General features: G+C 49.3%; 28 protein-coding genes, 1 tRNA gene and 1 pseudogene. 16 read left to right on the top strand and 14 right to left on the bottom strand.

The window, feature by feature from the left end:
* Nucleotides 1–2 precede the first annotated feature (2 nt).
* The 4 genes from ABGT74_RS09550 to rpmH form a co-directional block, all read right to left on the bottom strand.
* On the bottom strand, nucleotides 3–977 hold the full coding sequence (locus tag ABGT74_RS09550; RefSeq protein WP_297283408.1) for a YidC/Oxa1 family membrane protein insertase: 975 nt from the start codon (nucleotides 975–977) through the stop codon (nucleotides 3–5).
* Between the two features lie 76 nt (nucleotides 978–1,053).
* Nucleotides 1,054–1,266, bottom strand: a complete 213-nt coding sequence (yidD, locus tag ABGT74_RS09545) for a membrane protein insertion efficiency factor YidD (protein ID WP_297283409.1) — start codon at nucleotides 1,264–1,266, stop codon at nucleotides 1,054–1,056.
* Nucleotides 1,263–1,607, bottom strand: coding sequence for a ribonuclease P protein component (rnpA, locus tag ABGT74_RS09540; RefSeq protein WP_297283410.1), 345 nt, complete (start codon nucleotides 1,605–1,607; stop codon nucleotides 1,263–1,265). The genes yidD and rnpA overlap by 4 nt, the downstream gene beginning before the upstream one ends.
* Before the next feature lie 283 nt (nucleotides 1,608–1,890).
* Nucleotides 1,891–2,025, bottom strand: a complete 135-nt coding sequence (gene rpmH / locus ABGT74_RS09535) for a 50S ribosomal protein L34 (protein ID WP_125116087.1) — start codon at nucleotides 2,023–2,025, stop codon at nucleotides 1,891–1,893.
* 330 nt (nucleotides 2,026–2,355) lie between these two features.
* Here rpmH and dnaA point away from each other — a divergent pair, with 330 nt between their 5' ends.
* The 9 genes from dnaA (at nucleotide 2,356) to ABGT74_RS09490 (ending at nucleotide 12,064) form a co-directional block, all read left to right on the top strand.
* Complete coding sequence (dnaA, locus tag ABGT74_RS09530; RefSeq protein ID WP_297283411.1) at nucleotides 2,356–3,636, top strand: chromosomal replication initiator protein DnaA; 1,281 nt, start codon at nucleotides 2,356–2,358, stop codon at nucleotides 3,634–3,636.
* 230 nt (nucleotides 3,637–3,866) lie between these two features.
* The gene (gene dnaN, locus ABGT74_RS09525) at nucleotides 3,867–4,976 is read left to right on the top strand and encodes a DNA polymerase III subunit beta (protein ID WP_346705355.1); all 1,110 of its coding nucleotides are present in this window, start codon (nucleotides 3,867–3,869) and stop codon (nucleotides 4,974–4,976) included.
* Complete coding sequence (locus tag ABGT74_RS09520; protein ID WP_346705354.1) at nucleotides 4,969–5,175, top strand: RNA-binding S4 domain-containing protein; 207 nt, start codon at nucleotides 4,969–4,971, stop codon at nucleotides 5,173–5,175. The genes dnaN and ABGT74_RS09520 overlap by 8 nt, the downstream gene beginning before the upstream one ends.
* Complete coding sequence (gene recF / locus ABGT74_RS09515; protein WP_346705353.1) at nucleotides 5,172–6,272, top strand: DNA replication/repair protein RecF; 1,101 nt, start codon at nucleotides 5,172–5,174, stop codon at nucleotides 6,270–6,272. The genes ABGT74_RS09520 and recF overlap by 4 nt, the downstream gene beginning before the upstream one ends.
* A gap of 175 nt (nucleotides 6,273–6,447) precedes the next feature.
* The gene (locus ABGT74_RS09510) at nucleotides 6,448–6,708 is read left to right on the top strand and encodes an extracellular matrix/biofilm biosynthesis regulator RemA family protein (protein WP_297283415.1); all 261 of its coding nucleotides are present in this window, start codon (nucleotides 6,448–6,450) and stop codon (nucleotides 6,706–6,708) included.
* A gap of 49 nt (nucleotides 6,709–6,757) precedes the next feature.
* A complete protein-coding gene (gene gyrB / locus ABGT74_RS09505) occupies nucleotides 6,758–8,698 on the top strand; it encodes a DNA topoisomerase (ATP-hydrolyzing) subunit B (protein WP_346705352.1) in 1,941 nt (646 codons plus the stop codon).
* A 47-nt stretch (nucleotides 8,699–8,745) separates the two neighbouring features.
* Nucleotides 8,746–11,310, top strand: a complete 2,565-nt coding sequence (gyrA, locus tag ABGT74_RS09500; RefSeq protein WP_346705351.1) for a DNA gyrase subunit A — start codon at nucleotides 8,746–8,748, stop codon at nucleotides 11,308–11,310.
* 164 nt (nucleotides 11,311–11,474) lie between these two features.
* Nucleotides 11,475–11,858 (top strand): hypothetical protein, encoded by a 384-nt coding sequence (locus tag ABGT74_RS09495; RefSeq protein WP_346705350.1) that lies wholly within the window; start codon nucleotides 11,475–11,477, stop codon nucleotides 11,856–11,858.
* Nucleotides 11,859–11,863: 5 nt separating this feature from the next.
* Entirely contained in the window at nucleotides 11,864–12,064 is a 201-nt protein-coding gene (locus ABGT74_RS09490) for a helix-turn-helix transcriptional regulator (RefSeq protein ID WP_346705349.1), read from the top strand.
* Between the two features lie 63 nt (nucleotides 12,065–12,127).
* On the opposite strand, the gene rpsR is transcribed toward ABGT74_RS09490, so the two are convergent.
* The 3 genes from rpsR to rpsF are packed head-to-tail and all read right to left on the bottom strand — an operon-like array spanning nucleotide 12,128 to nucleotide 13,225.
* Complete coding sequence (rpsR, locus tag ABGT74_RS09485) at nucleotides 12,128–12,400, bottom strand: 30S ribosomal protein S18 (RefSeq protein WP_346705348.1); 273 nt, start codon at nucleotides 12,398–12,400, stop codon at nucleotides 12,128–12,130.
* Nucleotides 12,401–12,421: 21 nt separating this feature from the next.
* Complete coding sequence (ssb, locus tag ABGT74_RS09480; protein ID WP_346705347.1) at nucleotides 12,422–12,913, bottom strand: single-stranded DNA-binding protein; 492 nt, start codon at nucleotides 12,911–12,913, stop codon at nucleotides 12,422–12,424.
* A gap of 15 nt (nucleotides 12,914–12,928) precedes the next feature.
* Entirely contained in the window at nucleotides 12,929–13,225 is a 297-nt protein-coding gene (rpsF, locus tag ABGT74_RS09475; protein ID WP_297283422.1) for a 30S ribosomal protein S6, read from the bottom strand.
* 181 nt (nucleotides 13,226–13,406) lie between these two features.
* Here rpsF and ABGT74_RS09470 point away from each other — a divergent pair.
* Nucleotides 13,407–13,482 (top strand) — tRNA-Thr (locus ABGT74_RS09470).
* 225 nt (nucleotides 13,483–13,707) lie between these two features.
* Here the strand turns inward: ABGT74_RS09470 and ABGT74_RS09465 are convergent.
* Nucleotides 13,708–15,114, bottom strand: a complete 1,407-nt coding sequence (locus ABGT74_RS09465) for a tyrosine-type recombinase/integrase (protein WP_346705346.1) — start codon at nucleotides 15,112–15,114, stop codon at nucleotides 13,708–13,710.
* An 8-nt stretch (nucleotides 15,115–15,122) separates the two neighbouring features.
* On the bottom strand, nucleotides 15,123–16,394 hold the full coding sequence (locus ABGT74_RS09460; protein WP_346705345.1) for a DUF6076 domain-containing protein: 1,272 nt from the start codon (nucleotides 16,392–16,394) through the stop codon (nucleotides 15,123–15,125).
* 199 nt (nucleotides 16,395–16,593) lie between these two features.
* Between ABGT74_RS09460 and ABGT74_RS09455 the strand changes: the two genes are divergently transcribed.
* Together ABGT74_RS09455 and ABGT74_RS09450 are read left to right on the top strand one after the other, a co-directional pair.
* Complete coding sequence (locus ABGT74_RS09455; protein ID WP_346705344.1) at nucleotides 16,594–16,806, top strand: hypothetical protein; 213 nt, start codon at nucleotides 16,594–16,596, stop codon at nucleotides 16,804–16,806.
* 58 nt (nucleotides 16,807–16,864) lie between these two features.
* Entirely contained in the window at nucleotides 16,865–17,167 is a 303-nt protein-coding gene (locus ABGT74_RS09450; RefSeq protein ID WP_302665129.1) for a hypothetical protein, read from the top strand.
* Nucleotides 17,168–17,301: 134 nt separating this feature from the next.
* Here the strand turns inward: ABGT74_RS09450 and ABGT74_RS09445 are convergent, their stop codons facing one another.
* The 3 genes from ABGT74_RS09445 to ABGT74_RS09435 form a co-directional block, all read right to left on the bottom strand.
* Complete coding sequence (locus ABGT74_RS09445; RefSeq protein ID WP_346705363.1) at nucleotides 17,302–18,030, bottom strand: transposase; 729 nt, start codon at nucleotides 18,028–18,030, stop codon at nucleotides 17,302–17,304.
* Complete coding sequence (locus ABGT74_RS09440) at nucleotides 17,958–18,410, bottom strand: hypothetical protein (protein ID WP_346705343.1); 453 nt, start codon at nucleotides 18,408–18,410, stop codon at nucleotides 17,958–17,960. Before ABGT74_RS09440 ends, ABGT74_RS09445 begins: the two co-directional genes overlap by 73 nt.
* Nucleotides 18,411–18,844: 434 nt before the next feature.
* Nucleotides 18,845–19,084, bottom strand: a complete 240-nt coding sequence (locus tag ABGT74_RS09435; RefSeq protein WP_346705342.1) for a type II toxin-antitoxin system antitoxin, RelB/DinJ family — start codon at nucleotides 19,082–19,084, stop codon at nucleotides 18,845–18,847.
* Between the two features lie 47 nt (nucleotides 19,085–19,131).
* Here ABGT74_RS09435 and ABGT74_RS09430 point away from each other — a divergent pair, with 47 nt between their 5' ends.
* Nucleotides 19,132–19,332: a hypothetical protein gene (locus tag ABGT74_RS09430; protein WP_346705341.1), complete on the top strand. Its 201-nt coding sequence runs from the start codon at nucleotides 19,132–19,134 to the stop codon at nucleotides 19,330–19,332.
* Between the two features lie 216 nt (nucleotides 19,333–19,548).
* Here ABGT74_RS09430 and ABGT74_RS09425 read toward each other — a convergent pair whose 3' ends face one another.
* The gene (locus ABGT74_RS09425; RefSeq protein WP_346705340.1) at nucleotides 19,549–20,421 is read right to left on the bottom strand and encodes a LysR family transcriptional regulator; all 873 of its coding nucleotides are present in this window, start codon (nucleotides 20,419–20,421) and stop codon (nucleotides 19,549–19,551) included.
* A gap of 172 nt (nucleotides 20,422–20,593) precedes the next feature.
* Between ABGT74_RS09425 and ABGT74_RS09420 the strand changes: the two genes are divergently transcribed.
* Complete coding sequence (locus ABGT74_RS09420) at nucleotides 20,594–21,445, top strand: aldo/keto reductase (RefSeq protein ID WP_346705339.1); 852 nt, start codon at nucleotides 20,594–20,596, stop codon at nucleotides 21,443–21,445.
* A gap of 278 nt (nucleotides 21,446–21,723) precedes the next feature.
* The gene (locus ABGT74_RS09415) at nucleotides 21,724–22,230 is read left to right on the top strand and encodes a hypothetical protein (RefSeq protein WP_346705338.1); all 507 of its coding nucleotides are present in this window, start codon (nucleotides 21,724–21,726) and stop codon (nucleotides 22,228–22,230) included.
* Between the two features lie 193 nt (nucleotides 22,231–22,423).
* Here ABGT74_RS09415 and ABGT74_RS09410 read toward each other — a convergent pair whose 3' ends face one another.
* Nucleotides 22,424–23,095, bottom strand: a complete 672-nt coding sequence (locus ABGT74_RS09410; RefSeq protein ID WP_346705337.1) for a M15 family metallopeptidase — start codon at nucleotides 23,093–23,095, stop codon at nucleotides 22,424–22,426.
* Between the two features lie 262 nt (nucleotides 23,096–23,357).
* Between ABGT74_RS09410 and ABGT74_RS09405 the strand changes: the two are divergent.
* Nucleotides 23,358–23,513: pseudogene (locus ABGT74_RS09405) on the top strand (zinc ribbon domain-containing protein); the annotation flags it as partial.
* Nucleotides 23,514–23,607: the final 94 nt, after the last annotated feature.

Raw genomic sequence — 23,607 nt, 5'->3', positions numbered from 1 at the left:
AATTACTTGTCCCCCTTCTTTTTCTTCGCGTTCTGGGACTGTTCCTGCTGAGCCGCTTTGTGCGCCGCGCGCTTGGCTTCCTTTTCCGCTGCGATGCGCGCAGACTCTTCCGCGTCCTTCTTCTCCTTCTTGCCGCGCAGGTAGGTCGTCAGCACGATTTCCTGCACACAGGAGAATACGTTGTTGAAAATCCAGTAAATACCGATCGTGCCCGGCAGAATAAAGCCGAAATACAAGGACATGAGCGGCATGATGAGATTCATCATCTTCAGCTGGCTGGCTGCCGCGCTGTTCTGGGTACCCTGCATCTTCTGCATGACAAAGCTTGCCAAAAATGCAGTTGCACCCGACAGGATCGGGATGACCCACAGAATGCTCGGATTGAAAATAGACGGCGTCTGCGCCAGATTCAAACCGAGGAAGCTGAAATCAATATTGAGCAGCTCACCTGCACCGTTGGTGATGTTGGTCACCGTATCCGGCCACACGCCGCCATTCTGCGTGAACAGATCGCCCAACTTTTCGGCAATTGTGATCTGGCCATAGTAATCGGCGGACGCCATATCAACGCCAACCAACGAGCCAAGCTGCGAGATCACATCATCACTAAAGCCCATCATGAACTTGAGCGGCTGCTGTACCGCATAGTACAGACCCATCATGATCGGCAACGGAATAAACTGCGGCAGACAGCCGGACATCGGATTGACGCCATGCTTATCATACAGCTTCTGCATTTCCTCGTTGAGCTTGACGCGGTTGTTTGCATACTTCTTCTGCAGCTGCTGCATTTCCGCGTTGAGCGCATTCATGGCAAGCATGCTCTTTTTGCCCTTGATCGCCAGCGGAATACAAATCAGCTTAACGATCAAAGCAAACAGGATGACCGCAAGACCATACGAGCCAACCGCCTTAAAGATTGCCAACAGGATCAGACCAAGCGGCCTGACGATGACAAGTCCGAAAATTTCTCCCATATAAACCTCCGTAGGGTTGTTTGTTCATTCGTAAAACGAAATGGAACCGGTTCCACCCACTCTTTTTCTCCCTTCGTTACGGCACGGGGTCATATGGCCCGCGTTTGGAGAAGGGATGGCACCGGCAGATGCGTTTAAACGCCAGCCAGCCGCCTTTGAGCGCGCCGTATTTCTCAATCGCTTCGATCGCATATTGCGAGCAGGTCGGGATATAACGGCAGCAAGGTGGCTTGGTCGGTGAAATATGCCGACGGTAAAATCGGATTGCCGCCAGCAAAAAACGCTTCATGATCGAGCTGCCGCGACTTTGTTTTCCTGCAAAGCCCGCAGCAGCGATTTCTCAATTTCCAAATAAGTTGCGCCCACCGCGCGGCTGCGCGCGACGAGCACCAGATCCACGCCCACCGCAAATTCGTCCTCGTGCAGACGATATGCCTCACGGAACAGGCGTTTGACGCGGTTTCTCTGCACCGCGCCGGCCAGCTTTGCGCTGACCGTCAGCCCCAACCGGTTATACCCCAAACGGTTCTTCCGGCAGTACAGCACCAAATGCCGCCCTGCCGTGGAAGTCCCGCGGTGATACAATCGCCGGAACTCATGGTTTTCCTTCAAGGATATGGTGTGTTTCATCTTTTTCTCCTCGTTTTTCCGATGCCCGGGAAAAAACGGAAGGTAACGCCCGATTGGGAGTTATCTCAATTTCTTTGCAGCTAAGTATGTTTTGCAAAGCTGGCCGCATCGCTTTTGTTCCGGCGGATACGACCCAAACCCTTTTCGCCGGTTTCCTTCGTCAAAGAGAAAAACATTTCAGCTTGTCCGTTCCCTGACAAAAGAAAAAGCGAACCGCAGGATAAAGCGGCTCGCTTCGTTTTTCCTTCGCGCCGCCGGCGCGTATTGAAAAATCGGTTTTCGCTTAGTGCGTCAGGCGTGCGCGGCCCTTGGCACGGCGACGGGCCAATACCTTGCGGCCGTTCGACGTACGCATACGCTTACGGAAACCATGCTCCTTGGAACGCTGACGCTTCTTGGGCTGATAGGTTCTCTTCATTTCTTCGTGCACCTCCCTGTTTATGGATTTACGGATGGGCACCGGCATAGGTCCGGCGCGAGACGCGGGCATATGCCGCTGCCTGTCCGCAGAATATGAGACAATAAATATTATCCTATAGAAGCACCAAAATGTCAAGGATTTTTTGTGTTTTCAACATCTTGGGGAAAAGTTTCAAAATCACACTATACATTGGGCTGCCAAACGAAAAAATACGAAATTTTATACACAAATTTCCGCACAGCTGTGTAAAACCCTTGCTGTTGAATCCGCCCGAGACTTGTGCTATTATATTAATATCTATGTACTTATATCGACAGGAGGCGCCCCATGGCTAATAATATATTGGAAATGGCGCTCGAACGCCTTGAACGCGATTTCCCGCCGTCCAGCCTTTCCGCCTGGTTCGACGATGCAACGGTTGTTTCTTTTACGGACAACCGTTTGATTTTGCATTCTCCGGTCCAGTTCAAAAAAGAATTTATCGACCAGAAATTCATCGAGCCGCTTCAAAACGCACTGTATGAGCTGACGGGCGACCCGACAACCGTCGTGGTCGTCACCGGCGAGTACACCGCGCCGAGCACCAGCTCTTCTCCGTATGATGACTATACCTTTGAGCGGTTCATCGTCGGTTCGAGCAACAAGTTTGCACATGCGGCAGCGCTTGCGGTTGCGCAGCGTCCGGCAGCGGAAAATAACCCGCTGTTTATCTACGGTAACTCCGGACTGGGCAAAACCCACTTGATGTACGCGATTGCGAACGTTTTGCGCCGCACGCATCCGGAATTCCGCATCATCTACGTCAAGGGCGAGGACTTCACCAACGAGCTGATCACCGCGATTCAGGAAGGTAACGTGCAAACCTTCCGCAACAAATACCGCATGGTGGACCTGCTGCTGTTGGACGACGTGCAGTTCATCGCAGGTAAAGAGCGCACGCAGGAAGAATTTTTCCATACGTTCAATGCGCTGTACGAGGCAAAAAAGCAGATCGTACTGACCTCCGACCGGCCGCCCAAGGAAATCAATACCTTGGAAGACCGCATGAAAACCCGTTTTGAATGGGGCTTGCTGGCGGATATCCAACCGCCGGATTTCGAAACCCGTATCGCCATCATCCGCGATAAAGCGGTCAAGATGGGGGTCGATCTGCCTGATGACGTTTCTACTTACATCGCAGAGAATATTCAGGCGAACATCCGTCAGCTGGAAGGCGCAGTCAAGAAGATCAAAGCTATGCATGAACTGATGGGCGAACGCATCACAGTCTCGCTGGCGGAAAACGCGATCGATGCCCTGCGTATCGAAAATCCCGGCCTCAATCCCACGCCGGAACGCATCATGGAGGCCGTCGCCAACTATTTCTATATCCCTGTCGAGCAGATGATCTCGCAAAACCGTTCCAAGGACGTTGCCTATCCGCGCCAGATGGCCATGTATATGATCCGTCAGGAACTCGAATACTCCTTCCCCGATATTGCAAAGATTTTCAAGCGCGACCATACCACGGTCATGCATGCGTGCAACAAAATCGAGGAGGAGCGCAAAAACTCCCGAGAGACCGAAGAGGTCATCAAAAAGCTGCATAATAACATCCGCGGGGAATAAAAAATCTATCCACATATCCCTGTGGATTCCACAAGAGTTGTCCTGTGGATAAAAAAACGAACTGTGGAAGCTGTGGAGCGCATAAAATTCATCCACATCCTCCTGTGTACGACATTTCCCGCACCACGTCTGGCTTTTCACCGTTTTTCCCCAATTTCCCCAGCCCCTACTACTACGATAAAATCCTATCCTGTTTTTTCTTACGATTTCCAAAGAAAGAGGAACCACCGATGAAATTCTCCTGTGAAAAAGAAACACTGCTCAGCCTGATCGGTACTGCCTCCCGTGCCGTTACCGGCAAAAGCGCTATGCCGCTGCTCGAAGGCCTGCTCATCACCGCAGAAACCGATTCGCTGACTATGACCGGCTACGATCTTTCCATGGGCATTCGAACCACAGCTGAAGCCGATATTGTTGAACCCGGCAGCATTGTGCTCAATGCAAAGTTGTTTTACGACATTGTACGCAAGCTACCGCAGGATGTTGTCTACTTGGAAACCGATGACAAACTGCTGACCACCATCAAATGCGGCCGCGCCGTATTCAACTTGGTCGCTACCGAAGCCGACGAATACCCGGCTTTGGCCGAGGTTTCCGCCGATACCGGCTTTTCCCTGCCGCAGTCTATCCTCAAAAGCATGATCGCAAAAACGATTTTCTCAGTATCCGACAACGAATCCAAACCCATCCACACTGGCTGCTTGTTTGAGCTGGAAGCCAACCGCCTGAACGTGGTTGCAGTCGACGGCTATCGTCTGTCCGTGCGCCGTGAAACCGTGGAAGGTATTTCCGGGGACATGAAATTTGTCGTGCCCGGCCCGTCTTTACGCGAAATCGAACGCATTTTAACCGAAGAGGACGGCGATGTAGAGATTTTCCCCGATCGAAAGAACATTTTGTTCCGCATCGGCGGTACAACGCTCATTACCCGTCTGATCGACGGTGAATTTCTCAATTACCGCGCGGCAATTCCGTCGGAATTTGAATATGTCGTCAAGGCGGATCGCCACGAACTGATCACCTGCATCGAACGTGTGTCGCTGATCGTGTCGGAAAAGCTGAAAAATCCCGTTCGTTTCCATTTTGACGGCTCTTATGTGCAGATGTCGTGCATCACGGCCGTTGGCAAGAGCTACGACGAATGCGCGTTTGACGGCACGATCAACGATCTGGAAATCGGTTTTAACAATCGCTATATTCTGGATGCGCTGCGCGCAGCCGGCGATGACACAGTGAAATTGCAGCTCAAGGGTTCGCTCAATCCGATCGTGATTTCGCCGCTGGAAGGCGATAAATACACTTATCTGGTGCTGCCGGTGAGGTTAAAGGCCAATGACTGAGATCAAAATAGAAACAGAATTCATTAAATTGGATGCATTGTTAAAATTTGCTAATTTTGTGATGTCCGGCGGAGAAGCCAAAATCCGCATTGCCGAAGGTGAAGTGCTGGTAAATGGCGAAAGCTGCACCATGCGCGGCAAAAAACTGCGCCCGGGCGATACTGTGACACTCGACGGTGAAACCGTCAAAATCGTATGAATATCCGTTCTTTGGAGCTGGAACAGTTCCGAAATTATGAGCAGGCGCGGTTTGTATTTGATCCGGCGGTCAACCTGATCTGCGGCGAAAACGGACAGGGAAAAACCAATCTGCTCGAAGCCGCTGCCGCCTGCTCCACCATGCGTTTGTTCCGCACAGCACAGAAAAAAGAGGGGCTGCGCTTTGGAGAAAATCACGCGCGTATTTTAGCAGATTTTCAGGCACAAGAGCGCGATTTTGCGTTGGAACTGCGCCTTTCGCGCACAAAATCTATGGAAATTTATAAAAACGGCGTGCGGCAGAAGCGGCAGGCCGATGTGCAGGGGCTTTTGAAAACCGTTCTGTTCTGTCCGGAGGATCTCATGCTGGTGCGGCAGGGCGCGGGTGCAAGACGGCGATTTCTGGATACCGCGCTGTGCCAGCTGCGGCCATACTATGCGCGCTATCTGGAGGAATATAACCGCCTGCATGAACACAAGACACGTATCCTGCGCGACAGCGAGGAAAAGCCCTCACTGCTCTCGATGTGGGAGGATTTTTCGCTGCGCATGGCGCATATCGGCGCGCAAATTATCCGTTATCGCGCCTATTACTGCAAAAAACTGCTCCAAGCGGCAGCTACTGTCTATGCCGATATTGCACCGCAGGAGGTGCTCTCGGGCGAGTATCAAACCGTCTCCTCGGTGACCGATCCCTTTGCGTCGGCAAAGCAGATCGAACAGGAGCTGATCGACCACGTTCTGCGCCACAAACAGGCTGAAATCGCGGCGCGCAGCTGTCTTTCCGGCCCGCATAAGGACGATTTGGTGCTGCTGCTTGATGGGCGCAGCGCCGCGTCTTACGGCTCGCAGGGGCAGGTGCGCACCTGTACGCTGTCCTTAAAGCTTGCTGAGCGTGAGCTGTTTTTCGGGGAGGACGGCGAGTATCCGGTTTTGCTGCTCGATGACGTGCTTTCCGAGCTGGATCGCCGGCGGCAGGATTTTGTGTTAAACCGCATTTCGGCCGGTCAGGTCATGATTACCTGCTGCGAGGACGGTATTTCGGATAAGCTGCGCGCTGGCGCGGTTTTCCAAATACAAAATGGTAAAATCATTTAAGTTTTTCCGTCTGTTTGGTACACAAAACCTGAAAAAAGTGGTATAATCAGAATAGAATACAGCCCGAGGGACAGACCGGCGGACGAGCCTCCGCGCGGCGGCTGAAAAAACCCGCGCGCGGTCGTTTTGCGGTCTGTTATTTTGTCCATTTTGTGGGAAAACAGGAGGATATTCCATGTATCTGCATCTGGGACAGGATTATATTGTGCCGCTGCAAAGCGTGGTCGCCGTGTTTGATATGGACACCGCCACCGCCTCTAAGCGCACCGCCCGCCTGATCGAGCGATTACAGGACGAAGGGCGTATCATCGAGCTGTATGAGGATCTGCCGCGCGCCGGCGTTTTATGCGAAAATGCGCTGGGCGAAACGCTGTATTTGACCAGCCTTTCATCACAGGCATTGCAGCGTCGCGCGGAAAAGGCATACGCAATATAAGCGCATCAAACCATCGTTACCGCAATTTCTGGAAAGGAAATTAAATCATATGAGTGAAGAAATGGAAATCAAGGACGAAGTGCTCGACCTGAAGGTCACCGACACCTATGACGAAAGCCAGATTCAGGTGCTCGAAGGCCTGGAAGCTGTGCGCAAACGTCCGGGCATGTATATCGGCTCGACCTCGGCGCGAGGCCTGCACCATCTGGTGTATGAGATCGTCGATAACTCGATCGACGAAGCGCTGGCGGGCTACTGCACCCATATTGAGGTGACGATCGAAAAGGGCGATATCATCCGCGTGGCGGATAACGGCCGCGGCATTCCCTGCGGCATCCACCCGCAGATGGGCATTCCGACGCTTGAGGTCGTTTTGACTGTGCTGCACGCAGGCGGCAAGTTCGACGGTTCGGGCTATAAGGTGTCCGGCGGTTTGCACGGAGTTGGTTCGTCGGTTGTAAACGCCTTGTCTGACTGGCTGGAAGCCGAAGTGCGCGACGGCCACAACAAGCATTATATGCGATTTGAGCGTGGCGTGACGCAGATCAAAATGCGCGACACGCCCTGCGAGAGCGAGACCGGCACGACCATTCGCTTCCATGCTGACCCGGAGATCTTCGAGACGACGGTTTATGAGTTCGACGTGCTGGAAAAGCGGCTGCGTGAGCAGGCGTTTTTGAACGCAGGTCTTAAAATCACGCTCCGCGACGAGCGCGACGATGAGCCGGTTGAAGAGGTCATGCACTATGAGGGCGGTATCCGTCAGTTTGTACAGCACCTCAACCGCACCAAGAATCCGCTGCATGAGCAGGTCATCTACATGGAGGGCAGTCGCGATACCTCGATGGCCGAGGTTGCCATGCAGTATACCGACAGCTACAGCGAGCTGCTGCTGTCCTTTGCCAACAACATCAATACGACCGAGGGCGGCACGCATGAGACCGGCTTTAAGGCCGCACTCACCCGCGTGCTGAACGAATACGGCCGCAAATATAAGCTGCTGAAAGACGACGAGTCCTTCAAAGGCGAGGACTCGCGCGAGGGTCTGACCGCGATCATTTCCGTCAAGTTGCAGGAAGCGCAGTTCGAGGGACAGACCAAGACCAAACTGGGCAACAGCGAAATGCGCACGCTGGTCGATGCGATGGTTTCCGAAAAGCTGATGACCTTCTTTGAGGAAAATCCGCAGGTCGCCCGCACGATCATCGACAAGGCGCAGACCGCTGCCCGCGCCCGCGAAGCCGCGAAAAAGGCGCGCGAGATGACGCGTCGCAAGTCCGCGCTTGATTCGGCCTCCCTGCCCGGTAAGCTGGCTGACTGCATTGAAAAAGACCCGACCTATACCGAAATCTACATCGTCGAGGGTGATTCCGCAGGCGGTTCGGCCAAGGAAGGCCGCGACCGGAGGCATCAGGCGATCCTGCCGCTGTGGGGCAAGATGCTCAACGTGGAAAAGGCGCGCCTTGACCGTGTATATGGCAACGATAAGCTGACCCCGATGATTACCGCATTCGGCGCGGGCTTTGGCGACGATTTTGATTTGTCCAAGCTGCGTTACGGTAAGATTATCCTGATGGCCGATGCTGACGTTGACGGCAGCCATATCCGTACCCTGCTGCTGACATTCTTCTTCCGCTTCATGCGGCCGCTCATTGAGCATGGACATGTGTTTATCGCGCAGCCGCCGCTTTTCAAGAACGAAAAGGGCAAGAATGTACGCTATACCTATACCGACGAGCAGCAGCGCGAATGCATCGCCGAGATGGGCGAGGGCGTGCGTGTGCAGCGATACAAAGGTCTGGGCGAGATGGATCCACAGCAGCTGTGGGAGACCACCATGGACCCGGCAAACCGCACGCTGCTTCAGGTAACGATGGAGGATGCGGCAGCGGCTGACGAGACCTTTGCGCTGCTGATGGGTGAAAAGGTTGAGCCGCGGCGCGAATTCATTGAGAAAAATGCCAAGTATGTTATGAATCTGGACGTTTGATGCGCGGACGGTATGCATAATAACGCCAACAATTCCGGAGGCAAAGAATGAGTCAAGAATACGAACAGCAAAAAATATTGCAGGTCGATCTCGAAAAAGAGATGAAAAAGAGCTACATCGACTATGCGATGAGCGTTATTGTAGGCCGTGCGCTGCCCGATGTGCGCGACGGCTTAAAGCCGGTACACCGCCGCATCCTGTATGCGATGTACGAGGACGGCCTGACCTCGGATAAGCCCTACCGTAAGTCTGCAACGACCGTCGGTAATGTGCTCGGCCGCTATCATCCGCACGGCGACGCGTCGGTTTATGATGCTTTGGTGCGTCTGGCGCAGCCCTTTTCGCTGCACTATCCGCTGATCGACGGCCACGGCAACTTCGGTTCGGTCGACGGCGACCCCCCGGCAGCTTACCGTTATACCGAGGCCCGTATGGCCAAGCTGGCAAATTACATGCTGGCCGATATCAAGAAAAACACGGTCGACTTTGAGCCGAACTTTGACGAAGAGCGGCAGGAGCCGGTCGTGCTGCCGTCGCGTTTCCCGAACCTGCTGGTCAATGGCTCGTCGGGTATTGCGGTCGGTATGGCAACCAACATCCCGCCGCACAACCTGACTGAGGTCGTGGATGGCATCTGCTATGTGATCGACCACCCGGAAGCCGAGATGGACGAGATCTGTCAGTTCATCAAGGGGCCGGACTTCCCGACCGGCGGCGTCATCATGGGCCGCAGCGGCATCCGCGCGGCGTATGCGACCGGCCGCGGCAAAATCAAAGTGCGTGCCAAGACCGAGATTGTGGATTTGCCGAACGGCAAGAGCCAGATTCTCATTACCGAGATTCCTTACATGGTCAACAAGGCGCGTCTGGTTGAATCCATGGCGAACCTCGTCAAGGATAAGCGCGTCGATGGCATCACCAACATTCAGGACCATTCCTCGCGCGAGGGCATGCAGATCGTGGTCGATATCCGCCGCGATGCCAACGCGCAGGTCATTTTGAACCAGCTGTTCACCTATACGCAGCTGGAGGACACCATTTCGATGATCCATATTGCGCTGGTGCCGGGTGCATCGGGCAAGCTGCAGCCGCGCGTGCTCACGCTGCGGCAGATCATCGACCAGTATGTTGCTTTCCAGAAGGACGTCGTCGAGCGCCGCACGCGCTTTGACCTCAAGAAAGCGCAGGATCGCGCGCACATTCTGGAAGGTCTCAAGGTGGCCACCGATAATATTGACCGCATCATTGCCATCATCCGCGCATCCAAAAACGAAGCGGAAGCCAAGGTAAACCTGATGGCAGAGCCGTTCTGGATCGACCAGATTGCGTTGCTCGGCATCGTGGATGGCTCGGAGCACTTCGAGTTCCACCTCGACGAGCCGCAGGCACAGGCGATCGTGGATATGCGTCTGGGCCGTCTGTCCGGTCTGGAGCAGGAGAAGATCAACGACGAATACAAGGAACTCGAGGGCAAAATCGCGGGCTTTGAGGATATTTTGTCGTGCGACGCGAATATTCTCGCAGTCGTTAAGGCAGAATTGCAGGAGATCAAGCAGAAATACGGCGATGAACGTCATACCGAGATCGCCAATGTCGCGGATGAGATCGACATTGAGGATTTGATCGAGGAGCAGACCTGCGCTTATACGCTGACCCACTTCGGCTATATCAAGCGTCAGCCGACCTCGGTTTACCGCGCGCAGCGGCGCGGCGGCCGCGGCGTGTCCGCGATGAGCACGCGCGAAGAGGACTTTGCCAAGGATATCTTCACCGCCTCGACGCATGACACCATTTTGTTCTTCTCCGACCGCGGCAAGGTTTATAAGCTCAAGGGCTATCAGATTCCCGAAACCGGCCGCTCCGCGAAGGGCATGAATATCGTCAACCTTCTCGAGTTGGAAAGCGACGAGAAAATCACTGCGATGTTTGCCATCAAGGAGTTTGCAGACGACAAATTCCTGTTCTTTGTCACCCGGCAGGGCGTTGCCAAGCGCGTGGTGCTGTCCGATTTGCAGAATATCCGCCGCGCAGGTCTACGCGCGCTCAACCTCAATGAGGACGACGCACTCGTCGATGTGCGCCTGACGGACGGCGAGCAGAACATTCTGATTGCAACGCATGAGGGCCGTGCGGTTTGCTTCGACGAGAACGAAGTGCGCGCAATGGGCCGTACAGCGACCGGTGTGCGCGGTATTCGCCTGAGCGAAGGCGATTATGTTGTTGGCGCAGCGCGGGCGCGCAAGGGCGCTTATGTGCTGTCGATCACCGAGAACGGCTACGGCAAGCGCACGCCTGTCGAGGAGTTCACCATCCATCATCGCGGCGGCGGCGGCATGATGCTGCATAACCTGACCGCAAAGACCGGTCTGGTCGCCGGCATTGCAGTCGTGGACAGCGAAAATGACGTGATGATTATTACGGATGACGGCGTTATCATCCGCACGGGCTGTGAGGAGATTCGCGAATGCGGCAGAGGCTCGCAGGGCGTTATCGTCATGCGCACGAACGAGGACGTAAAGGTCATTTCAATTGCCCGCACGGACAAGCAGGAAGAGGACGAAACTGCTGAGGACGGCGAATCGACTGAATCCACCGAGGCTACAGAAGAATAAGAAAAAAGGACGCACTTTTGTGCGTCCTTTTTCTGTCTCCCCTGCCCGGTGCAAAAAATATCCACAATATTGTGGATAAAGAAATGTATCTTGACAGTATGTATAAGAAGTGATATATTTATCACACAAAGATACAAATATATCACATGTGGGAGGGATATATTATGACACTAACTCGTGCAAAGCTGCTCCATGCCAGCGCTTGGGGCGTGCTTATCATCTTGCTGCTGTTCGCCAAGCAATATGGCCCAATCGATGCACAGCCATGGAGAGGTATCCTGATTGCAGTGAGTGTGGCGCTTTTGATTGGCCTGATTCTGCTGGAAACCGGTGTTGGGGTGGAAAAAGCAGATGAACGCGCGCATGCTAATGCTTATAAAGCCAATTCCCTGCTGTTCAATGTGCTCAACTTTGCACTTTTGCTGTACATCGCCTTCGGAGATAAGGCTCCGCTGACCATTCCCTATGAGTATGCGCTGTTGCTGATGGCGGCAATCAACGTTTTTCAGGATGTGGCGTTTCTATATTATGAACGCCGCTCAGCATAACCGCCATGCTGAAAACACGCATCAAGGAGCTGCGCGCCGCGCGCAGTATGGATCAGGCGCAGCTGGCAGAACTGGTCGGTGTGCGCCGAGAAACCATCGGGAGACTGGAAAATGGGCAGTATAATCCGTCGCTCAAGCTAGCAATGGATATTGCGAAGGTGTTCGGTCTGACCGTTGAAGATGTTTTCACTTTTACCGAGGAATAGAAAAGAAAAGACCGTTTTCGGATGAAAACGGTCTTTTTGTATCCTTTATGAATGAAAAACGAATTACTCTGCGGTATAGGGAAGCAGAGCGATGTGACGGGCGCGCTTGATTGCCTCGGTCAGCTGGCGCTGATGACGCGCGCAGGTACCGGTCATACGGCGGGGCAGGATCTTGCCGCGCTCAGACATATACTTGCGAAGCTTGCCAGCATCCTTGTAATCAACGTGCTCGACTTTATCAACACAGAAAGCGCAAACCTTGCGGCGGCGACGGCCGCGCTGCGGGCGCTCTGCACGCTCCGGACGGGGCGTGAATTCCTTCTTGTTTTCTTCCATTGTCGCGTAACCTCCTTCAGTTTAGAATGGGACATCGCCGTCGTCATCGGCCAGCTCCTGAAAATCCGAATCGCCCGCGGGCAGATCGAATGCGGGAGTTACCTGAGACGCGGCAGGCTCGGGCCGCATCTGCGATCCGTTATCATAGCCGCCATAACCGCCGCCTGCGTAACCGGTGTTTGCTTCGCGGGACTTTTTGGTCTCGCCGAAGGAAACTTCGTCGCAGTTTACCTCAATGGCTGTGCGGTTATTGCCGTTCTGATCCTGCCACTGGCGGGACTGAACGCGGCCGACTACGATCGCCATGACGCCCTTTGCAAACCACTGTGAAACAAACTCCGCCTGACGGCCCCATGCGACGCAGTCGATGAAGTCGGTCTGGCGTTCGCCGTTCGGGCCTTTGCGGTCGCGGTCGATCGCAAGGCGGAACGAGCACACAGCCATGTTGGATTGCGTGTGGCGCAGCTCGGGATCGCGGGTCAAACGACCCATCAGAATAGCCTTATTGAGCATTGGTCGTTCACCGCCTTAGTCGTCCAGGCAGACGATCAAAGAACGCATGATGCCGTCCGTAATCTTGTAGATACGGTCCAGCTCGGCCGGGAACTCCGGCTTGGACTCAAAGCGGATCAGGGTGTAAACGCCTTCCGTCTGGTCCTCGATCGGGTACGCCAGACGGCGCTTGCCCCAATCCTCAACTTCTACGTTCGTGCCGTTCGCCTCGACGAGAGACTTGAACTTGTCCACAACAGCGGTAGCCGCTGCCTCTTCCAGCGTGGGGTTGACAATGAAGATCGTCTCGTACTTGCCAGAAATCTTTGCCATTTTCTTAGCACCTCCTTTTGGACTTTTGGCCCACATCCTTTGATGTGAGCAAGGATACTTTACTATTATATCGAATCGATAGAAAAAGTCAAGGAAAATTTGAAAAAAAGATTGACGAAAGGAAAAAAACATGATATACTATCAAGGCTGACATACAGAAACGCTGTCAGCTTAGATTGTTGCTTGCGTGGCTCAGTTGGTAGAGCAGCGCATTCGTAATGCGCAGGTCGCCGGTTCGAGTCCGGCCGCAAGCTCCAAAAAAACCCGTTATTTCGAAAGAAATAACGGGTTTTTTGTACTTTTTAGGGCATTACAATTTTTCCAACCGGCGAGTTGGTGTTTATTTGGTGTTTACGTTGGTGTTTATAACTGCTGATAACAGTGCATAACTTGCACTATAATGCCGATATTTGTTGCGGCATTTACAATGGATAAACTATTTTACAGCTAACTGATGATCTCATTGAAAGCATGTCACTCATCTATGACATATTCTTTTTTCCATGTGTGGCTGTTTTCGGACGAAGAATGTTATCCAGATATTGAGAAGCTGCCTCTTCAGATGATTGGATCGCATGGGCATAGATTTTACTGGTTGTGCTGGAATTGGCATGTCCAGCGCGGGCTGCTACTGTAGTAAGTGGAATGCCGCCGGCAATTTGCAGCGTGATATTGGTGTGACGCATGCTATGCAAGTGGATGTCAGGTAAGTCGGAATTTAAAATAAATGTATGAAACCAATTTGTTGCTGTACTTGGATGGATCGGAGCACCATTCCATTGCACAAGAATACGTCCTGAATTCTGCCACCGATCTCCCAGTTTCAAGCGTTGCTCTTTTTGTTGCAGTCTGTATTTTTTAAGCAGTTGGATAACATGATCCGGTACTTTAATTGGTCGTATGAAAGAAGTGTTTTTTGTTTCATCTGTAAATATCCCCTTTCCCGGAAGGTATAAAGAGGAACGGCTGACGTTGATAATCGCATGTTTGAAGTTGATATCCTTCCACTCCAAACCGCAAATCTCACCGCGTCTCATACCTGTATATAAGGCCAGAACAACAATGACCTGATGCTGCAATGTATCAGACTGTACAAGATCCAACAAATGACTGGCCTGCTTTTCATCCAGATAGAGTACATCTTTATGGCTCAGTTTTGGCGGTTGAACACGTTCACACGGATTATACGGAATCAGTTGCCATTTAACAGCAGTGGATAAAATAGAAGAAAGGACAGCATGATGCTTACGGATCGTGGAAGAATCCAATTTTTGCTTCACATTTGGGACGATAAATATCTCTGTGAGCGTTTCATCTAATGCATGACAGATTTTTTCTGCAGATTGTATGGAAACAGGTCGATTATTACAGGCTTCACAAAGAGTTCGGATCGATATATTTGAAGATTTTGCAAAGGATTCCATTGTAAAACCATTGGATCGAAGCATCTGCTTTAAGTCAATGTGTTTATTTTTTGAAAGAGATATTGCACGCTGTGCCACGCCCTCTTCCGAGAGACTTTGATATAAGGAAATAATATGCTTTGGACGGAGCTTATCTAAACGAATATGGCCGATTGACTGATTTAATCGATCAATAATTTGGCGATAACTTCGAATGGTAGTTGGGCGAAGCTGTACCTCAGCATAATCACGAAGCCACTGCTCACAAAAGTCACAAAAACGAATATTTCCGTCTAATATTTGTCCTAATTCGACTTGCTCTTCAAATAGTACGGCCTGCCGATTGACTTCTTTCTCAATCTGTTTTGCAGTCATACCGATGGGCGGTGTCCATGTCATGGTATGGCGGATTTGATGGCCGTTCATATCATAGCCGTCAGAAACACTGATGCGATAACTTTGCCCCCGTTTCTCGATTGTTGCCATTTGGATGATCATCTCGCTTTCCAAATATCCAACGCAGACATCATCTCAGATTCGGATAATTCTCCAGCCCGGTAAGAATGTTCAAGCTGTTTGGACTTTTGTTTGAATTCTTCAAACTGTTTTGCATATTCTGGTTGTTCCGGATAACGCTCTTTTTGATTTCTCAATCTGTTATATATTCTCTTCAGTTCGTTTTTCACCTTTTCATTTTTTATTTTATTTTGTGAATGTTGTTTGGGGCCAATATCTCGACAAGTTTGTTTGCCTTCACGAATACGAGAACAGTATTCAATATTATTGTTTCCGATTGGTACAAAATACCGGCCGCAAAGTTTACATTTTTTAATTGTATAGCCATTTTCAATGATCATTTCGAGCATGTCTGCTAGAAAAGTGCTGAAATGATAAGCAACAATTGTTTTTTGCTTCAAAGTAGGAATATTTCTTGTAAACTGTTGAAAAGCAGTATGGAATCTGTCACTATCCTTGTTGAAATAAAATTGACACAATAGTTTCCTCTCTGCCTCAGCATCCTTATTCATATTGCAAACCACAGGACGGCAATCAAAAATTTGATATCGTTGACGGAAAGAAGCAAAATAACCTGGTGCACCATATAATGAAGGCTGATTTATATAAGCCTTACAATATTCCTGGAGCAAAATATAATCAAACCAATTGTTTTCATACGTTTGAATTAAAAAGGAGCGTGCTTCTTCACACGAAAATTCTTTATATTCCTTAGTCTTTTCCAATTGCAAATGAGATTCGATTTGATCATCCAGCATCATCATTTGAGAAAAAGGAGCATATTTTCTCTCCAAAAGCTTTTTATCGACTATCTCGTTTGTTTGATATAGTTCGGATGTGTTAAGCAGATAATTAACAAATTCAGAAATAAATTTTTGAACATCTATGGCTAAAAAATCACAGAATAAAGTAAAAGGTGCCTGAAGAACAGGAGAAAATTTTGGTCGATAGCCCTTTTCATTTCGATCCAATGGAAAAATTTCGTATTCCACATCATCTGGAAGGGCGAAATTAATGCCATGAATAGGAAATGAATAGTCACTCATTAATGAATGAAATAGAGCTGAATCAAGAAAATGATCCGAAGAAGCCATATCGTACATCCAAAGATGCTCACAATAATCATTACTGATATATTGATCGGATAGTACAACAATACACTCACCTTGTGTTTTAGAGCTCTTTTCTATATTAACACGTGCAGTATAATAATATTTTGGACATTCGTCAGGTAGATTTTTATATTCCATATAATCAACTCCTACGCCTAATTATACACAAAAAAAGTTTGTTGTCAAATTTTAATTTAATAATAAAAAAAGATACAAACAATAAATGATAAAATATACAAATAAAAAATGTAAATAGGTGAATTTTGCGAATATAAAATCTGCTTTTTGTGTAGTACAATGAATTTACAAAATAAAAGAACAGAAAGGAGTGAACAGCATGAAATTGCGATATGCAGATGAAGCTGTAAAGGAAATAAAACAGATTGATCCATCAAGTGCTGTAACAGCCAGAATGATACGCAGCTTAATAAAAAAACAAGTCATTCCATCAATTCCTGTCGGTAATGGTTGTCGCAAATTAATTGATTTAGACGTATTGATGGATTATCTGTCCGACCCAACGAAATATGGTGATAAATATGCCACGTAGTCCATATAGAAGAAATAAGGTTCCGTTTCCGCCTTGGTTTACAAAGATAGAAACTGGTATGGAACGAAAGTACATACGAATTGGCGAAACAATGATCAAATCGGAAGCATGGAACACATTGCCGTCATCTACAACAAAATTACTACTTTGCATGATGTATGTGGCGAACGGAAAACAACACTTTCAATTTCCTTGTCATCTTGCAGTTCAGTGCGGTTTTTCACGTAGCAGTTTCTGGCGCTACCGTGACGAACTGATTGCTTATGGTTTTATCGAAGTCGTTGCAAATAATAAGCTGCAGCGCCGCAATAATGTGTATGGCTTTTGCTCAAAGTGGAAGGAATTTTCCGATAAAAATTAAAAAAAAGAGTGGATACCCCGCGGCACGTCTGCCACGGGGTATTTTGCGAGCAGAAAACAATCTTCGTGACGCCATTCACGAGGCTCGCGCGCGTGCGTATCACACCCAGACGTCCGAGGGCGATCAACACGATCTTACTCTAGATGCCGGAAACCTTCGTCACGAATGTTGCGGGCTGCATTGTGGTCACGGCGGATGATCACACCACAGTGTGGACAGGTGATGGATTTTACACTGAGCGGCTGCTTACCCAGATATGCGCCACAGCAGGAGCAAATCTGGGATGATGGGTAATGTTGGTCCACGCTGATCAGTTTCTTGCCGTTCTGATGCAGGATCTGTTCGAGCTTACGGAAAAAAGCGGCACAGGCATTGTCATTGAGCTTGGACGTCAACGAGGGATTTGCCTGTTTCATGCCAGCGAGATCGAGTGACTCCACACAGACCGCATCATGTTCCTTGCAGAGTTTGTGTGCCTGCTGATACTGCCAGTTGCGGCGCTGATACACGATATGTCGTTCCAGCTTGGCGGCACGCTGTTTCTGTTTGTACCAACGACGACTACCCGGACGAAACCGAGCTGCTGCACGATGATACCGGCGAAGCTGTTCTTGTGCTATCCTGCGATAACCTGGATAACCAGCGTTTTCACCGGTATTGGTGACATACAGGCCGTTCTGCGTGTAATCCAGACCGACCACATTTTCATAACGCACCGGCTGCTCTTCTGCAATCGGGAGAGAGACCGCCAGCACCAGATCAACACGGTATTCGGCACCATAGCAGTCTATCAGAATCTTAGCATAACGAAGCTCTGCATGATCAGGAAACGGACGATAGCCGCGCATGGCAATCGTACCGATCGATGGAATAACCAGATAATGCTCGCTGATGCCAACCGTCTTATAGGTAAACGAGCGCTGCTGGCGGTCAGGCAGGCGAAAACGAATGCGCTCAATCTGGTGGTCACAGAGACGGCGTGCCGTGTCAACACATGGCTGCGAGTAACACTGAGCGCATAACGATCCTCCCGGCGTTCGGTGAGAATCTCATGGGATTCGATCTCATTCTGGATTGTTTCATAGCTTTTCCCCTGTGCTACACCGCGATTGGCAAAGTCGGCCCAGTCGTTGAACGCATGATCCTGCAAGTCAAACAGTGCTTTGAGTTCCAGCTGCTGCATTTTGGTCGGGTACAAGCGATAGGAATAGGTACGGAATACGGTTTCAAACTTGGTGTTCATGTTGCTTCCTCCTTTTGTCGGATGGTTAAAATACATCAAACAAAAAATACCATGCAGGGCTTGTGGCCTACACGGTACGGAGGTCTGAACCGAATGCGAAATACGCCCCGCAAAACAGTCCCCATCTTGTCAAAGAGGTCAAAAAAGGGTATACTGGTTTCACGGTGCGGAGTAATCCGTTGTGTAGGTGGACTAATCACCTGCGCAGGCGTGTGGGAGTTGCAGCTCCCATACGCTGCCGTATTTTTTATTTCTATAGATATTATATCATACGAACAAATGTTCTGCAATAACTTTTCTCAGTTTTTTCTCATTGTTTATATAATTAAAAAAACAGATCCTTCCAATTTAAAGATGGAGAGATCTGTTTTTATTTTTGATATCATGGGTCAGTTATTCATAAGGATTGTATCAGACGATAGAATTTTTTATGATTATTCACGTGCTTCCACTCTGTTAATTATGTCATCTATTTGAGCCAAAACTTCCATCGCTGGAATTCCTTTTACGCCTTGTTCACGGTTTCTTTTTGCTTCGAGGAGATGTTCACATAATGATTGCTCAGTACAAAGTGAATTCGACATTGGAACAGTTTCATCGAGTGCAGTTTGATCCAAAAACATATGAATAACCTCTGCTTCTTTCTTCAATTTTAAATTCATTTGAATGTTCAATTTAAGCGCTTTTCTGGTTTTTATTGAATTTATAGCAGGTTTAACACATGCTTTGCGCGGTCAAAGTTCTCATTCTGTACATAGACATCGTATGTGATTTGCTTATCAACGAGTTGTCCGAAGGTGCCGCCGCTCAAATTCGACTGTTTCTTTTTTACAAGAAAGGAAATGTCATTCGCTTTCAGTTTTTCTTTTACTCGCAGAACATCCTCGGCAGAAAAGCTGGAAAATACCAGCCGGTGCGTTAAAAAGTACGGTAATGACATTGAAAAGCCCCCTTACTGATAATAACCATGGAAAACAGGTCAAGCACAACTCCTTTTCTTAAAATTAGTATAGGATGCGAAGAAAATGATATCAATTGCATAATGCGACAAATATTTATCCTATTTTTATCTAAAACAACGGTACGAAAATTCGGCTAAATGGACACAGGCCTGACGGTTTTTTCTTACATAAGATATTTATAAGGGTTCCGTCCAAAATCTTTTTTCCCGAAGCCGTCCGATGAGCCTTTGAAATTTCTCCCGATCTTTCTCCAAGCACAGAAAATAATAGGCGGTTTGGAAGTCCTCGTCTTCAATGGGGATCACCACTTTATTTTCCACCGGACGTTCTGGGTCAAAGGCATCGGTGACAAAGGAAGGGAAAGCACCCAGTCCTACCAACTCGCCAAACGCATCCCACTCGTTCATAAAAAGAAAATGAGCATCAGGCAGCTTTTTCCGGCATACCTGCGTCCAGAATCCAATCTCTGAGTAAAGCAGGAGGTTTTGGTGTGCCAGATCATCGGCATGGATAATCGGAAGCTGCGCCAAGGGGTGATCTATGGGCACCAGCAGACTGAGGTGCTCCTCTCGATAGGCAAAGGAGAACAGTTCCGCGTCCTGAGGCGGTGCTTGATGGGTAACCACAATCTGATATCGCCCTTGTCGAAGGCCATCCAGCAGCGCTTCATCCGAATCGTTCAACTCTGCGGAAACCATCACACCATCATACAGTTCTCGAAACAGTGGCTTCAGATCCTGAATGGGAACCGGGGCGCAAGAGCCTAGGGAAATTCTCTGTCTGGACCTGTGTGCCAGTCGCACCCGTTCTGTCAGTTCTTCTGCCGCTGAGAGCACATGTCTGGCCTGCTCCACAGCTACCTCCCCTGTTTCATTCAGGGCAATGCGGTTTTTCTGCCGGGTAAAGAGGACTGCTTTCAGCTCCTCTTCCAACGCCTGCATGGTCCGGCTCAGGGAGGGCTGGGAAATGTGCAGGGCTTCCGCTGCCTTGGATAGAGTACCGTATTCGGCAAACGCCACCAGCTGCCGAAGCTGCTCGAGTTCTATCATAGGGACTCACCTCGTTTTATGTTCCCATTATAACAGGATAGAAAGTCTCCAACAAGTCAGTATGCATAATGTGAATAATACTATGTAAGATTGGTTCTGTACTTTTCTATATCATGCCATTAGAATAACTTCAGAATCAATAAGTATGCTGATGATGAATGGAGAATGCAAAATGGATTATGTGACTTTGAATAATGGCGTGAAGATGCCTATGGAGGGATTTGGCGTATTTCAAGTGCCGGACCCAGTTCAGTGTGAGCAGGCGGTGCTTGATGCCATTGACACCGGTTATCGCCTGATTGACACGGCGGCGGCTTACATGAATGAGCAGGCCGTGGGCGTGGCAATCGCCAAATGCGGTGTCCCACGGGAAGAGCTGTTCATCACCACCAAACTGTGGGTACAGGATGCAGGCTATGGGGCGGCGAAAAAGGCCCTCCAAACTTCTTTGGATAATCTGGGCTTAGATTATCTGGATTTATATTTGATTCACCAGCCGGTGGGAGATTATATGGGCGCTTGGCGGGCGATGGAGGAAGCTTATCGGGAGGGCAAGCTGCGGGCCATTGGTGTGTGCAACTTCAATGCCGCCCGGCTGCTGGACTTCTGTGAATCCGTGGAGATGAAACCGGCAGTGAATCAGGTGGAGATTCACCCCTTTTTCCACCAGAAGGAGGCCATGAAGATCATGTCGGACTACGGCGTGATTCCTGAGGCATGGGGTCCTTTTGCCGAAGGAAAGTTCGACATCTTCACCAACCCCGTTTTGACGGAGATGGGCCGCTCCCACGGTAAGACCGCGGCTCAGGTGGCTCTGCGGTGGAATATCCAGCGGGGCGTGGTAGTTATCCCCAAGACTGTGCATAAAGATCGCATGGAGCAGAATTTTGATATTTGGGACTTTTCGTTGACCCGGGACGAGATGGAAAAAATTAATGCTCTGGATATGGGGCACAGCAACATTGTGGATCATAATAACCCTGAGTTTATCAAGATGCTCCATAATCTTAAGGTTCATGCGTAAACGGGATTTAATATTTGGCAGATTAGAAGTCGATATCATGATAGTCATATGCCAACAATGCCCCCACACAATTTCTATCAGATTTTCGGTTACCGCAAAAACGAATAGGCGAATGAATTACAAAAGCAGCAGATCGTTGATATGCAGGTATCAACGATCTGCTTTATTTTGTGCCGCTTGCCTTTCAAGAGCCACCCCTATTATGATATACTACTCTTGAAATGATTTTTGAAACGTGACAGACCAAGTACAAAGCTGATCAAGGAGTTGAATGAGTCATGAATTGTGATCAAAAGATTAGCCAATGCTACGAAGGAATCATTGCTTGCCAGGCACAAGCCATTCTGGAGCGTTTAGAGAAAATATGTATTCGCGAGCTGCAAAAATGCAAACGCGACAGTGGCAAGATGACCAGCGAAGAGGATAGCGGTTTGGAAAATCTCTGGGATGAGATTTGTGTACAGGTTCAAGGTGAGAGCTCCGTCTTCTGGGATGCTTATGAGGAATATATAGCAAACCTGATTTTTACGTTACTGCTAAATCGTTGCAGCGAGAACGAGAGGAAAATGCTCTGGTTCCAGACAGATGAGTTCAATGATTGGTATACTGAGGTGTTCCAGGATGAGGAACGGCTCTCTCAGAGATTTTTCAAGGATGGCATGCCGGATGGATACTCGGAAGAAACCGTTACAGAATGGTGCTTATCACAAATATTGTCCGTAGCAGGAAACTACACCAATGCAAGGATCAATCGATATTTATCCGGAGGATATGAATTGGATTGATCAGTAAGGCTATGGGTATCTCGCCATTCAGATTTCGTAAACCGCAGGTTGTTGGTTCCAGTTCAACTGCAAAATACACAAAAAATCCCGCTATTTCTTCCGAAATAACGGTTTTTTTCATTTTTAATCAGTCGGTTCAAAGTCTGGAGCAGGCTGCGCGCGGTCATTGTCGCTGTAATGCCACCACTCTTTGTCATAGCCGGTAAAGCCGCAGGATTCCATCACGGATTCCAGCAGCGCCGCATGTTCCCCCTGCGGCTGCAGATACATCCTCGTAGCTTCGATCTGCCAACGCGGTAAAATCATCAAATTCGGAAGGCATCTCCACCGGCTCATCCTCCAGCGTGATCAGTGTGATGTCAACCGTATCACCGCGGGTATGTCCTGAATATCCGTTGGCTGGATTGGCAACATAGTTGCCATCCGGATAAGCCTCCCATAATTTCTGCTGTGACTTGGCCGAACGGAACGCATCCCAAATGCAAAGACGATATCCCTGTGCCTTGAGCTGTTCCTGTGCATCCGATAGCTTGTGGACAGTATCATAACGCAGCCATGCATCGTCATAGGCATAAATTACCGTGCCGGTAAAGTTATTTGTGGTTGCATATCGCAGATCAACTGCAATATCCGGAATATAATCCTGTACACGGACAAACGATTGTGTATCCTGCGGTGGCTCGGGTATCGTCACAATATCCGATTCCGCTTCCTCTGCCTCTTCCAGCGGTTTTGGATTCTCGCTATCTGTCACTTCAACGCTGTCCGCGTCGTTTATCAAAATCGTTTGATCTTCTGCGGGGGCTGTACAGCCTGTCAGTGATAGCAGCAACAGTACCGCTGCAATCCATTTAATTTTTTCCATTCTGCTTTCATCCTTTAGAATATCTGCAGCTCTATTCTCTTTCTGTTCTAATATTAAAGAAAATACAATTTCCAGTCAATAAAAATGTGAATAATTATGATTTGATATAGGCATCTTCGGCTTTAAAAATAGAAAAATTTTTTGAAATCGCAATAAAAAAGGTTTTATTGACTTTTTGCTTGCGCGATTTCCATTTAGTGCTATACTAAAATTGCATTCAATCATTTTAGGCAGATAAAATGTCAATGATAGGGGGAGAAAAATGAAGTGTATCAAATGCGATGCGGAAATAAAGGATGGCGCAAAATTTTGTCAGGCCTGCGGCGCAAAACAGGAAATGCCAAGAGAAGAAAAGCGGTTTTGTAAGGCTTGCGGGGCGCCTTTGAAGCCCGGTGCAGCATTTTGCACTGCCTGCGGTGCAAAGGCAGCTGCTGATTTACCGCAACAGTCAGGAGAAAGAGCGGACAACGCGCAGATAAATCCTGCATCGACTGCGCCGATGGAGCAAAGTG

The sequence above is a fragment of the uncultured Agathobaculum sp. genome, from assembly GCF_963927765.1.
Lineage (GTDB): Bacteria > Bacillota > Clostridia > Oscillospirales > Butyricicoccaceae > Agathobaculum.
The sequence above is the reverse complement of the archived record's forward strand: the minus strand, read 5'-3'. Positions and strand labels throughout refer to the sequence as shown.